Origin of the sequence: Polynucleobacter sp. AP-RePozz3-80-G7 (genome assembly GCF_018882145.1) — a bacterium.
Lineage (GTDB): Bacteria > Pseudomonadota > Gammaproteobacteria > Burkholderiales > Burkholderiaceae > Polynucleobacter.
Genome location: NZ_JACVPC010000001.1, coordinates 227,900 through 241,177, shown reverse-complemented (window position 1 = coordinate 241,177; position 13,278 = coordinate 227,900). Strand labels below are relative to the sequence as shown.

Genomic DNA, 13,278 nt, shown 5'->3' with positions numbered 1-13,278 from the left:
TAGGGGTAAAAATTTGCCCAAAATGATAAAATTGTCGGATTAAAAAATTCAACCTTCATAGGGAAACATATGACTTCAACTACTGGCGGCCAGATTAATGTGAATGCGCCTGCTTACGTAAAAAACAAACGTCTAATTGAGTGGGTTGCCGAAGTAGCCGCCTTGACCAAACCAAATGCCATTCGCTGGTGTGATGGTTCTCAGGCTGAGTACGATGAGTTGTGCGAGTTGTTGGTAGGCGCGGGGGTCTTTAAGCGTCTGAACCCGGCCAAACGTAAAAACTCATTTTTAGCATTATCTGATCCTGAAGATGTGGCGCGTGTTGAAGACCGCACCTTTATCTGTTCAGCAAAGAAAGAAGATGCCGGCCCAACCAATAACTGGGTAGAGCCAAGCGAAATGCGCGCAACATTGAACCCATTGTTTGATGGCTGCATGCGCGGTAGAACAATGTATGTAGTGCCATTCTCCATGGGCCCAATCGGTTCACCAATTGCACACATTGGTGTTGAGTTGTCTGATAGCCCTTATGTTGCAATCAATATGAAGCTGATGACCCGCATGGGCAAAGCGGTTATTGATCAGTTGGGCGCCGATGGCGAGTTTGTTCCTTGCATTCATACGGTTGGCAAGCCTCTGGCCGCTGGCGAAAAAGATGTTGCATGGCCTAACAATAAAAACAAATATATTGTTCATTACCCCGAGACTCGTGAGATTTGGTCTTTTGGTTCTGGCTACGGCGGTAACGCATTATTGGGTAAAAAATGCTTTGCATTACGCATTGCATCCAATATGGGTCGCGATCAAGGTTGGTTGGCTGAGCATATGTTGATCTTAGGCGTAACCTCACCCGAAGGTAAGAAATATCACATCGCAGCTGCATTCCCATCTGCGTGTGGCAAAACCAACTTCTCCATGATGATTCCTCCAAAAGGATTCGAGGGATGGAAAGTTACTACCATTGGTGATGACATTGCTTGGATCAAACCACGCAAAGACCCCGTCACAGGCAAAACCCGTTTGTTTGCAATCAATCCAGAGTCTGGTTACTTCGGTGTGGCTCCTGGAACCAACCGTCAAACCAACCAAAACTGTATTGATTCTTTAAATCAAGATGTGATTTTCACTAACGTTGGTTTGACCGATGATGGTGATGTTTGGTGGGAGGGCTTGACAGAAACTCCGCCGGCGCATTTAATCGACTGGCAAGGTAAGGACTGGACTCCTGCTGATGGAGCCGCTGGTCGCAAAGCCGCACATCCAAATTCACGCTTCACTGTTGCTGCAACCAACAACCCAGCAGTTGATCCAAATTGGGATGATCCAGCAGGCGTTCCTATTGATGCCTTCTTGTTTGGCGGCCGTCGTTCAAATACCGTGCCTTTGGTTAGCGAGGCACGTGATTGGATTGAAGGCGTTTACATGGCTGCAACCTTAGGCTCCGAAACTACCGCAGCCATTACAGGACAAATCGGCGTTGTACGTCGTGATCCATTTGCAATGATTGCGTTTGCTGGTTACAACATGAGCGACTACTTCCAACATTGGCTCAATATTGGCAAGAAGCTCGAAGCTGAAGGCGCAGTATTGCCGAAGATCTACTGTGTGAACTGGTTCCGCAAAGATGAGAATGGCAAGTTTGTATGGCCAGGCTTCGGTGAAAATATGCGCGTTCTTTCTTGGATTTTGAATCGTGCTGAAGGCAAAGCTAGCGGTAAAGAAACGCCGTTCGGCATCACTCCAGAGTACAACGATATGCATTGGGGCGGTTTGGACTATTCGGTAGAGAAGTTCAGCAAAGCTATCACTGTAGGAGTTGATGATTGGAAGAATGAGCTTAAGTTGCACACAGAATTGTTCGAACACCTTGGTGATCGCTTGCCAAAAGAGATGAAAGAAACTCGTTCCAAGATTGAACAACGCTTGAATGCTTAAGCCCCATAAGTTTTTAGTAATATCAAGCGTTTTATCTAGACTTAATCAATGACCAAACCCCAACACCATGAAATAGTGGTGATTGGGGCCGGCATTTGCGGGGCAACCATTGCAAATGAGTTGCTCGAGCGCGGTAGAGCCGTTTGTGTTGTTGACGCCGCGCCTTCCCCAGCCACCGCCTGTTCAAGCCATGCTTATGCCATTGCGCATCCACATATCGGCAAAGGGTCCCCTCGTTTATTGCGCCTAACGCACCTTGCATTTTTACTAGCAGAGGCACGTTGGAAAAATGTGTGGCAGCAACACGGGATATTTCAGCCGACCAAAAAAAATAAAACTTTTGACCGAGCTGCAACAGAAGAGCATCTGCGTTCATTAGGTCTTGATGAAAATATAGCTATTGCTATGGATGCTCCAGAGGCTAACAAGTTTTGTGGAATCGAGCAAAGCGGTGTTTGGTTGCCGCGCGGTGCCGGCCTAAATTTGCATGAAACAAGTAAAGATTTATTACAAGAACATCAGCGATTAACTTATATATGGAATACGCGCATCGCGCGTTTAGAAAAGCTCGGCAATCAGTGGCATTTATTTGATGCCTCAAACAAATTGATTGCAACTGCAAGTCAAGTTGTGGCGGCCTGCGCCATGGAGGCCAAAGCTCTCATGAGCAGTATCGGCATTCGGTTGCCCTTAAGGCCTGTGCGTGGTCAGTTGAGTATTTTCACGGTAAAAGAAGGCGACCTTTGGGTCAAAAAACTACCCCAAGTTGGCATCTCTGGAGATGGATATTGTTTGCCCGCCAAGCAGCTTGATGATGGTAGCTATCAATGGATTGTTGGCTCTAGTTTTGATGAGGGTGAGGATGATCTCTCGCCAAGAGAAATCAGTGACGACTTCAATCGTGAGCAAGCTAAGCGCTTAGTAGATTACGAAGAGGGCAATCTTTCTTCATTAATGAAGTCTGGAGATTTTGTTGGTGTGCGTTGTGTGGCTGGAGATCGTTTGCCAATCATCGGCGCGCTTACACAGCGCCCAGGAATATTTTTAGCTACTGCCTTGGGGTCGAGAGGAATTTTGTGGTCCGCTCTAGCGGCTAAGCTGATTGCAGCTCAACTGCTAGAGGATGACTTTGCTTTACTTGCTCGTTTAGGTTTCGCTGCAGACTTAGTCGCCGCACTAGCGCCTGCCCGTTTTTTTGCTGGGGCAGCACCTTCGGCTTTAGGTGCTTTGGCCTCAAATTCAAAACCAATTTTGCCAGCAGAATCTAGCGCTAAATAGGCCTTAAAGCCACGCCCAGTACGGTTTGACTTAAAGTTGGTCAAAAGATCCGTCTTACCCTCTTTCAGCAATTTCTGAACCTGTTCTGGTGACACCTCTTGTTGCAACACCACTTTTCCGGTTTTGAAATCGCATGACTTATTTGGGCCAGTATTGTTTTCGCAAACGTAACGCATTCCATCTTCATATACTGCGCCTGAACATTTTGGACAAACACCTAGCGCTAAACGGCCAGTGAAATCAACCGCTTCAGTTTCATCATCTTGCGTATTACCAAAATCAAATTCGAGCTTGAAGCCTGCGTTCGGATAATCTTTATCGTCTTCCGGAATTTCGCTTAGCTTAATAATCGCTGCAAATGGGCGCCCCATTTTGCTGCGGAAGCCTTGTAGTGGCCCGATAGTTTTTTCTCGCAACAACTCTTCAACTTCAGGGTATTCAAATGCGCGTCCACCAGGTGTTTTGCTGATCGTAAAGCCACACTTTTCACAGGCAAAACGACGATAGTTTTCTTTTACCGGACCCTTACAGTGAGGGCATGGCGTGGTCATGGTGGCGTAGTCGCCTGGAATGGTATCGCTATCGTATTCTTTAGCGCGCTTGACGATACGTTGAGTCATTTGCGCGATCTCTTGCATGAAAGTATCGCGATTCATCTTGCCCTGCTCGATGAGAGAAAGTTTGTTCTCCCAACTGCCGGTGAGATCTGGGCGGGTTAACTCTTCGACATCTAAGCCGCGCAACAAAGTCATCAATTGGAACGCTTTAGCTGTTGGAATCAACTCACGAGCTTCTCGCACCATGTATTTTTCAGCGAGCAGACCTTCGATAATGGCGGCTCGAGTTGCTGGCGTACCCAATCCCTTTTCGGCCATCGCTTCGCGCATGTCATCATCATCAACCCACTTACCCGCGCTTTCCATTGCGGAGAGCAAGGTTGCTTCTGTGTAGCGTGCTGGAGGCTTGGTTTTCAATGGCACGGCTGCAATAGATTCAGTTTGCACTGCCTCGCCCTCTTGAACCGGGACGAGCTCATCGTCTGCTTGATTGGATTTGCCATAAACCGTTAGCCAACCAGGGTTTACAAGAACACGACCTTCGGTTTTAAAGTGGTGTCCGGACGCCTCGGTAATGCGTGTGGTCACGCGGAACTCTGCGGCAGGATAAAACACGGCTAAGAAGCGACGCACAACCAAGTCGTAGAGCTTGGCTTCGGGCTCGCTTAAAGTCTTAGGTGTTTCTAATGTTGGAATGATTGCAAAGTGATCAGAAATTTTAGAGTTATCAAAAATTCGTTTGTTTGGTTTTACCCAACCATAACCAGACTTGACCTTAGGATCCTTCGGGTCACCCTTCAAAATTTGTTTAGCAAAAGCACGATAGTCTTGCGAATGCTCGGCAAGGTTTTCCATGGTTTGTTTAACGGTATCAAGGTAGTCTTCGGGAAGCGCTTTTGCGTCGGTACGTGGATAGGTTAATACTTTGTGGCGCTCATACAAAGCCTGTGCAAGACCCAATGTATTTTTTGCAGAGAATCCAAAACGCGCGTTTGCCTCGCGTTGCAAGCTGGTTAAATCAAATAGTTGAGGAGCAAGCTGTGTAGCGGGCTTAGCTTCTTCAGTGACATTTGCTTTTTTGCCTCGGCATGCAGCCACAATACTTTGAGCTGCGGCTTCACTCCATAAGCGGTTCTCGCGCGCATCTGGCTCTGCAACATCCTTTTTAAATTTCGGGTCAAACCAGCGACCTTCGTATACGCCAGCAGCAGCGATAAATTCAGCCTTCACTTCCCAGTAATCTTTAGAGATGAACTTACGAATGAGCTCTTCCCGCTCGACCACAATAGAAAGTGTTGGGGTTTGTACGCGACCCACTGTCGTTAAGAAGAAGCCGCCGCTCTTACTATTAAAGGCAGTCATTGCACGGGTGCCATTGATGCCGACCAACCAGTCTGCCTCTGAGCGACAACGAGCTGCATCAGCAAGGGGCTTCATATCTTCATCGCTGCGTAAATTGGTAAAACCTTCGCGAATGGCGGCTGGAGTCATCGATTGCAACCATAAGCGCTGAATAGATTGCGACGCCTTTGCGTGTTGCGCAATCAAGCGGAAAATTAATTCCCCCTCACGTCCTGCGTCACAAGCATTAATGAGGGCGGTAACATCTTTGCGCTTAATGAGCTTTTGTAAAACCTTGAGTCGAGACTCAGTTTTTGCAATCGGACGTAAATCAAAATAAGGGGGCACCACTGGCAAGTTGGCGAATGACCATTTGCCACGCTTTACGTCAAATTCTTCGGGGGCGGCAATTTCCAATAAATGGCCAACCGCAGAAGAGATCAGGAATTCATCGCTCTCAAAATAATCTTCATACTTTGTAAAGCCACCCAAGGCCTTAGCAATGTCATTAGCAACAGAAGGCTTCTCTGCAATGATAAGTGCCTTAGGGTGGTCCCCAGCGGTAGTCTTTGGGCTGCTTTTTTTGGTAGTTGCTTTAGTTGCCACGCGTTATGCCTAAATTTGAGCTAGAAATGATGTTTTTTTGGTAAAACGGATGGCCAATTTAAACCAAAATCGGACTTGGCCAATTGCGTACCCTTTTTTATTATTAACCGATAAATTGGGAAAAGTCCAAAAACCGCTATTTTTGGCCACTTTTGGACGGCCCTATACCCCCCGGTTTTGGGTTCAAACCCCCTTTAAGTCATTTAAAGACAGTTTTTAATTAAAAACAAAGCTCTTCAAGAACATCATCTGGCCTAAAGGCTAGTTTTGCACCTTGCTGAATAAGTAGATGGCAGCCGGCAGAATTTGCGCTGTGGATGGGCCCAGGAAGGGCAAAAACTTCTCTTCCAAGGTCTGCGGCCAGGCGAGCAGTGATAAGGGAGCCCGACTTTTCAGCCGCCTCTATTACAACGACGCCAAGCGCTAAAGCGGCAATGATGCGATTTCTTCTAGGAAAGTGCCATGCCTTAGGCCCTGACCCCAGAGGGAACTCAGACACCAATACGCCCTGCTGGCTGATGGCCCTAGATAGTTCGATATTTTGCCGGGGGTAGACAACATCTATGCCGGTTCCTAATATTGCCGCAGTGCAGTGATTGGGCCCAAGCCCAATGGCAGACCTATGGGCAGCACTGTCAACCCCTTTTGCTAGGCCAGAAACGATCAAGGCGCCCGCTTTCGATAGCGCTTGGGCAAACAGGCATGCATTTTTTAAACCTTCAGGGCTGGCGTTTCTTGAGCCTACGATCGCAATCATAGGTCTCTTCAGAAGGTGAATGTCCCCATGGATATAAAGAGACCCTGGGGGATCATATAAATCATGGAGGCGATTTGGGTAATGGGGGCTCTGGCAGTTGACTTGGAGAATGGAATTGGGTGTCGGCGAAGTTTGCATAAATCAATTTTGTTCTTTGGGGGAATTGCGGCAATCAGGACAGACTGATAGCTCTGTTGGATAATTCTTATATGGCTTTGTTATCCGTCCTTTGTTACCCAGACCCGCGCTTGCACAAGGTTGCTAAACCAGTGGAGCAAGTGGACGCTCGCATTAAAAAAATTGTCGCCGATATGGCAGACACTATGTATGACGCTCCCGGCGTTGGCTTGGCTGCGACGCAGGTCGATATTCATGAGCGCATTGTGGTGATTGATGTGTCTGATGAACAAAATGAATTGATGGTTTTTATCAACCCAGAAATTGTTTGGGCAAGCTCTGAAACAAAATCTTGGCGCGAAGGTTGTTTATCTGTTCCAGAGTTTTATGACGAAGTCGAGAGGCCATCCGAGATTCGAGTGAAGGCATTAGATGTTGAGGGTAAAGAATTTGAAATAGAGGCCGATGGTTTATTGGCAGTTTGTTTGCAGCACGAGTTAGACCATTTGCAAGGCAAGGTGTTTGTGGAGTATTTATCCATACTCAAAAGAACTCGTATTTCACAAAAAATGAAGAAGCGCGCTAAAGAATTAGTAGGTCAGCGCTAAGCGCACCAATGAAAATTGTCTTTGCTGGAACTCCTGAGTTTGCTGCGCAAGCGATGCGCGCAATTTACGATGCTGGTCATGAAATTGTTTTGGCTTTAACGCAGCCTGATCGCCGTGCCGGCAGAGGTATGCACCTTCAGGCAAGCCCAGTTAAAGAGTTTGCTTTGCAAAAAAATATTCCTGTGCTGCAACCAGAGACATTGCGAATTACCAGCACTGATCCGCAAAAGCAGGCTCAATCTGCAGCCGCTAATGAGCGTTTATCCTCTATAGACTTTGATGTCATGGTGGTAGTTGCCTATGGTTTGATCTTGCCCCAAGAGGTCTTGGATATTAGCGAGAGAGCGGGAAGACACGGCAGCTTTAATATTCATGCTTCTCTATTGCCCCGTTGGCGTGGTGCAGCGCCAATTCAGCGAGCAATTGAATCTGGCGATCCCAAAACGGGGGTTTGCATTATGCAAATGGATGCTGGTTTGGATACCGGAGACACTGTTTTAGTCGCGGAACTTGAAATTGCTCGTGATGAAACGAGCGCAAGCTTGCATGATCGCTTAGCAGAGCTTGGCTCAAAATCGATAGTAGATGTTTTAAATGCTTTAGAGCAAGACAAAAATTTATCTCGAGTACCCCAAGAAAAAGACGGCATTACTTACGCTGAAAAAATACTGAAGAGTGAGGCTGAGATCGATTGGGCCCTTAGCGCCAAAGAAATCGACCAACGTATTCGGGCCTTTAATCCCTTCCCGGGGGCAAGCAGCAATCTCAATGGACTGGCTGTGAAGTTTTGGGATTCAAGGCTTGCAGACCCTAAGGCTGTCATCGCCACCGGTACTGTAGGCGAGGTCCTTGGGTTTGGTAATAAGGGCGCATATATACAGTGTGGTGAAGGGGTGCTTGAGGTCTTAGAGATGCAAAAACCGGGCGGTAAAAAAATAGATGCCAAAACGTGCTTGCAGCCGATTGGTGTTGGTGAAAAATTGTTGCGCTTTAAAACAAAGGAGTAGAAATGTTTAATTTTGCAAAGACTGCTGTTTTGATGGCAGCAATTACTGCACTCTTTATTGTGGTTGGCGGTATGTTGGGTGGTGAACAGGGCATGTTGATGGCCCTAGTACTGGCCATTGGAATGAATTTTTTCAGTTATTGGTTTTCCGACACCATGGTGTTGAAGATGACTAATGCACAGCAGGTTGATGAAAGATCTGCCCCCCAGTTTTACGGACTCGTTAAAGAGTTGTCGGAGAAGGCTGGCTTGCCGATGCCTAAAGTATTTTTAATTAATGAAGATGCTCCTAATGCTTTCGCAACAGGACGCAATCCAGACAATGCATCGGTTGCCGCAACAACAGGCATTCTGAAAATTCTCTCGAAGCGCGAACTGCGCGGCGTGATGGCACATGAGCTTGCCCACGTTCGCCATCGTGATATTTTGATTTCGACTATCGCCGCCACTATGGCGGGAGCCATTTCAGCATTGGCTAACTTTGCCATGTTCTTTGGTGGGCGCGATTCTGAGGGTAGACCAAACAATCCGATAGCTAGCTTGATGGTGGCAATTTTGGCCCCGATCGCAGCAAGCCTGATTCAAATGAGTATTTCTCGCGCAAGAGAATACGAGGCAGATCGCGGTGGTGCAGAAATAAGCGCTGATCCTGAGGCGCTAGCGCAGGCATTAGAAAAAATTCACAACTACGCACAAGGCATCCCGTTTCAAGCGGTTGAACAACATCCTGAAACAGCGCAGATGATGATTCTCAACCCCTTAAGTGCCGGCGGCCTTGCGCAACTATTTTCAACCCATCCACCTACTGAAGAGCGGGTGGCACGCTTAATGAGTATGGCTAAAAACGGGGTATATCCCGGAGTAAATTAATTTGACTGATCAAAAAACACCACGCAGTCTCCCGCTCTCGGAAGCAATCACGATTGCCGCACAAGCGGTCAGCGAGGTCATGAGCGGAAGATCGCTTACAGAGGTTCTGGATCAACTGGAGGCCCATGAGCGCCCGATCGTGCAGAGCCTGAGTTTTGATGCGCTCCGCAAATGGGTGCGCTCCCATGAATTCATTAAGCAATTTATTCCAAAGACTCCGCCTCTTGAGGTGGATCATTTGCTCAGCGTTGCGATTGCCTTATTTTTGCAAGATCCAGCCGAGAGCAAGGGCTATCCAGCTCATACGATTGTGGATCAGGCAGTGAAAGCCTGTGGCGAATATGACGAAACCATGTATGCCAAAGGTTTAGTGAATGCGGTCCTACGCAAGGTAAGCCTTGTAGTGCAGCCGCCAGAGGGCGAGAAGCATTTTCCACCCGATCCAATTCCAATGTACGTACCTGCTTGGTGGCGAGCAAACCTCAAGCGCAATTACTCTAAAGCATGGCAATCGATTTTGTTTCAACAAGCCAAGCGTGCACCATTAATTCTGCGTGTAAATCAAAAGCAATATACGCGTGAGCAATATCGATCCTTATTATCCGAGGCTGGCATTTCATCAAAACCAATAGATACATTGGCTGGGGTTCAATTGCCCGCCGCTCTCTTGTTGCCTGAGGCGGTTCCCGTATCGGACTTGCCTGGTTTTTATACTGGCGCTGTGTCTGTGCAAGACGCAGGTGCACAGCTGGCTGCGATCTTATTAAATCCCCAGGCGGGAGAGTTAGTGTTGGATGCCTGTGCAGCTCCCGGTGGAAAAACGGCGCATCTATTGGAGCTTGCAGATTGTTCAATGCGCGCTTTAGAGCTAGACGGTGAGCGCATTGGAAAAATTGGCGGCAACCTAGACCGACTTCGTTTGCAGTCTGACAAAGTCCGCGTGTTACGCGGCGATGCTTCCAAGGCGGCTTGGTGGGATGGCGTTCTTTTTGACAAAATTCTTCTTGATGCACCCTGCTCAGCTTCTGGAATAGTGTCGCGACATCCTGATATTTCATTTTTAAGGCGTGAAGCAGATATCAGGGCTTTGCAAGAAAGGCAGCGAGCCATTTTGAATCAGGCGTGGAAGATGCTCCAAGTGGAGGGCACCCTTTTGTACGTCACTTGCTCAATATTTCCAGAGGAGGGCGAGGAGCAGGCTGTTTGGTTTGCTGAGCAGCACTCCAATGCGGTACGATTAGCCGCTCCGGGCCAGATTTTGCCTGGTGAGCTAAACGACGGTTTTTACTATGCTTTGTTTAAGAAAAATGGGCCATGAGCCGAAGAATTAAACAATTCCTCTTTTTGTTCTTGATGGTGTTGGGTATTTTTTCAACCACCGTTAGCGCCGAAGGAATCAAGATCAAATCCTTTGAGTTGGAGAAGGTGGATAACGACTGGCTTCTCAATGCAGCTTTTCAGATCGAGCTATCTCCCGGACTGGAAGACGCAGTACAAAAAGGCGTCGTCCTCTATTTCCAAACGGAGTTTGATTTAATGCGATCGCGTTGGTATTGGTTTGATGAAAAGTCTGTGCTTGTGCAAAGGCAGACGCGGCTTTCTTATCAGCCATTGACACAGCAGTACCGAATTGCTTCAGAGGGCTTTACCTTTTCTGCCAAAACTATGTCTGAGGCATTGCAGGCGGTGGGGAGTATTGGTGGGTGGCGAGTCATTGACGGCACTCAACTAGATTCCAGTAAATCATATACGGCCAGCATGCGAATGAGCTTAGATCTCAGTAAGCTACCAAAACCATTTCAAGTAAACGCACTCAATAACCGCGAATGGAATGTATCAAGCGATTGGTATCGCTTCCTATTTTCTCCTAATGGCCCTAATTTAATTAAGCGATGAGATCGATAGCAGCCATGCTAGACCCGGGCTTTTTTACATCCAAGGCTTGGAGTAAAAAAATAATTCCAATCACGATAGGCGTGATTGGCGCCTTTGCTTTATTACTTTTAGTTTTATTGGCGATTGCCTCATCCAATACAGAATTTTTTGATAATTACTTCATTTGGCTCTATGCCGCTAATGTAGTGATTGGGGTTTGCTTAACTCTGGTTATTTTGATTTTGGTGGCTGTTATCGCCGTGCGATGGTATCGCGGGCACTTTGGCACGCGCTTGATTGCAAAGTTAGCAATGATTTTTGCTTTAGTCGGAATTGTTCCGGGCTTAATTTTGTATGGCGTTTCATTACAGTTTGTGTCGCGTAGTATTGAGACTTGGTTTGACGTCAAAGTGGAGACAGCCCTGAACTCGGGCTTAGAGTTGGGGCGCGTTACTTTGCGAGTGGCCCAAGAAGAAATTTTGGGCGAGGGTAATTTCATCGCCGAGCAGATTGTCCAAGTTCCATCGGGCACAACTACTGAGCAGGTAGCTGCATCAGTAATGAAAATTCGCAATCAATTTGGCATTCAAGAGGTTAGTCTCTTCAATATGCAGCGCAATTTGATTTTCACTAGCGAGCTAAAGCCTAAAAAATACTTTCCTGCGCCCAGCGCCGATGTGATTGCAGAAGCATTTAGCAAGAAAGGAGTGACCTTTTTAGACCAAATTGAAGTAGAAGGTGGCCAACGCGGTTATCGAGTCAGGGCAATTGTTCCCGTTATAAGAAAAAAATTGATTCACAACAAATTAGAATCTGGCAAAGAGATCGAAGACAAATATTTTTTACAACTAGTGCGCTATATACCTACCCCGTTGGCAAAAAACATTTTTGCTGTGGAGTCTGCATACAGTGAATATCAAGAAAAAGCGTTGGGGCGTACCGGCCTTCGCAAGATGTTTGTGGGAACCTTAACCCTTACCCTTTTCTTTGCAGTATTTGTGGCCATTACTTTGGCTTTGATGTTGGGTAGGCAGCTTGCACGCCCCCTTCTAATGCTTCTGAGAGGCACCCAGGCAGTTGCACAGGGAGATTTATCTCCCAAGCCAGAGCTCGATACTGGCGATGAACTTGGCATGCTTACACGGCAATTTAATGTCATGACTAGGCAGTTGGCCGACACCCGAACTTCTTTGCAAGAATCCAAAGCATTCTTAGAGCGCGTATTGGGAAGCCTCACGGCAGGCGTATGCATTTTTGATAAAAACTACAACGTTGTTTCTAGCAATGCGGGCGCAGATCGTATTTTTGGTCAAGACCTTACCCTACTCGATGGAAAGCCCCTCGGCAGCAGACCAGCTCTATTGGAGTTTGAGGGGGCCATCAAAGAAGGCTTTTCTACTATGAAGCTCGCAGTCCTGGGCGAGGGAGATGTAGAACAAAAGACCGCGCCGACTAATGCGCCGGTGTGGCAAAAACAAATTCAACTACACACTACAAATGAATTTGAAAATGAATTGGGGGTAACTCTGTTTGTGCGCGGTACAGAGCTGACTGGCGATTTACGTATGGTTGTTTTTGATGACATTACTGATGTGGTGAGCGCACAAAGATCTATCGCTTGGAGTGAAGTTGCTAGACGTCTTGCTCATGAAATTAAAAACCCTCTAACGCCCATTCAGCTCTCTGCGGAAAGATTGCAGCATAAGCTTGCGGGTAAGCTGAGCCCAGAGCAAGAGGAAATGATTAATCGCAGCACCGAAACCATCATTGGTCAGGTACAAGCCATGAAAGAAATGGTGAATGACTTTAGGGATTTTGCGAAGACGCCAACTCCACAACTCAAGCCTGTTTCCATCAACACGCTCACCTCAGAAATTTTGGGTCTATACGAGGGCAGTCCATTGCGCACTCAGTTAGATCCTCATTGCCCAGAGATCATGGGGGATCCCACACAACTAAGACAGGTAATCCATAACTTGCTACAAAATGCTCAAGATGCCACTCTTGAGGGGCCTCGCCCTAATAGTCCAGTAGAGGTTAAGACAGAATTAGTCCCTTATGGCGAACACAATGGCGTAGCTCAAAATGCTGTGCGATTAACAATAAGTGATAGTGGGGTTGGATTTCCAGCTAAGATATTGGCAAGAGCCTTTGAGCCTTACGTAACAACAAAGAGCAAAGGCACAGGTCTGGGTTTGGCAGTAGTTAAGAAAATTATTGATGATCACTCGGCCAAAATTGAAATTCGGAACCGTATGCAGGGTGAAGAAGTAGTTGGTGCGAAAGTGTCAATATTGTTTATGAATCTAGCAAAAGAGGCAGCATAAG

General features: G+C 47.1%; 9 protein-coding genes and 1 pseudogene. 8 read left to right on the top strand and 2 right to left on the bottom strand.

The features are described 5' to 3' along the window. Nucleotides 1-69 precede the first annotated feature (69 nt). Both ICE90_RS01310 and mnmC read left to right on the top strand, forming a co-directional pair. Nucleotides 70-1,935, top strand: a complete 1,866-nt coding sequence (locus ICE90_RS01310) for a phosphoenolpyruvate carboxykinase (GTP) (RefSeq protein WP_216190674.1) — start codon at nucleotides 70-72, stop codon at nucleotides 1,933-1,935. Between the two features lie 48 nt (nucleotides 1,936-1,983). After that, a pseudogene (gene mnmC, locus ICE90_RS10795) lies at nucleotides 1,984-2,985 on the top strand (FAD-dependent 5-carboxymethylaminomethyl-2-thiouridine(34) oxidoreductase MnmC); the annotation flags it as partial. Between the two features lie 59 nt (nucleotides 2,986-3,044). Here mnmC and ICE90_RS01305 read toward each other — a convergent pair. Both ICE90_RS01305 and dprA read right to left on the bottom strand, forming a co-directional pair. After that, a complete protein-coding gene (locus ICE90_RS01305; protein WP_216190673.1) occupies nucleotides 3,045-5,717 on the bottom strand; it encodes a DNA topoisomerase III in 2,673 nt (890 codons plus the stop codon). Nucleotides 5,718-5,937: 220 nt separating this feature from the next. Next, nucleotides 5,938-6,612: a DNA-processing protein DprA gene (dprA, locus tag ICE90_RS01300; RefSeq protein ID WP_215321237.1), complete on the bottom strand. Its 675-nt coding sequence runs from the start codon at nucleotides 6,610-6,612 to the stop codon at nucleotides 5,938-5,940. Nucleotides 6,613-6,683: 71 nt separating this feature from the next. Between dprA and def the strand changes: the two genes are divergently transcribed. Genes def through ICE90_RS01270 form a run of 6 tightly spaced genes read left to right on the top strand, consistent with a single transcriptional unit; the run spans nucleotide 6,684 to nucleotide 13,277 of the window. Then, a complete protein-coding gene (def, locus tag ICE90_RS01295) occupies nucleotides 6,684-7,199 on the top strand; it encodes a peptide deformylase (protein WP_215321236.1) in 516 nt (171 codons plus the stop codon). Between the two features lie 8 nt (nucleotides 7,200-7,207). Then, a complete protein-coding gene (fmt, locus tag ICE90_RS01290) occupies nucleotides 7,208-8,206 on the top strand; it encodes a methionyl-tRNA formyltransferase (protein ID WP_216190672.1) in 999 nt (332 codons plus the stop codon). Nucleotides 8,207-8,208: 2 nt separating this feature from the next. Further along, a complete protein-coding gene (gene htpX / locus ICE90_RS01285) occupies nucleotides 8,209-9,075 on the top strand; it encodes a zinc metalloprotease HtpX (protein WP_215321234.1) in 867 nt (288 codons plus the stop codon). Between the two features lies 1 nt (nucleotide 9,076). Continuing rightward, nucleotides 9,077-10,393, top strand: coding sequence for a 16S rRNA (cytosine(967)-C(5))-methyltransferase RsmB (gene rsmB / locus ICE90_RS01280; RefSeq protein ID WP_216190671.1), 1,317 nt, complete (start codon nucleotides 9,077-9,079; stop codon nucleotides 10,391-10,393). Further along, nucleotides 10,390-10,971 carry a DUF4390 domain-containing protein gene (locus tag ICE90_RS01275; protein WP_251368481.1) on the top strand — a complete coding sequence of 194 codons (582 nt, stop codon included), beginning with the start codon at nucleotides 10,390-10,392 and terminating at the stop codon, nucleotides 10,969-10,971. The genes rsmB and ICE90_RS01275 overlap by 4 nt, the downstream gene beginning before the upstream one ends. Next, nucleotides 10,968-13,277, top strand: coding sequence for an ATP-binding protein (locus tag ICE90_RS01270; protein ID WP_216154269.1), 2,310 nt, complete (start codon nucleotides 10,968-10,970; stop codon nucleotides 13,275-13,277). Before ICE90_RS01275 ends, ICE90_RS01270 begins: the two co-directional genes overlap by 4 nt. Nucleotide 13,278 lies beyond the last annotated feature (1 nt).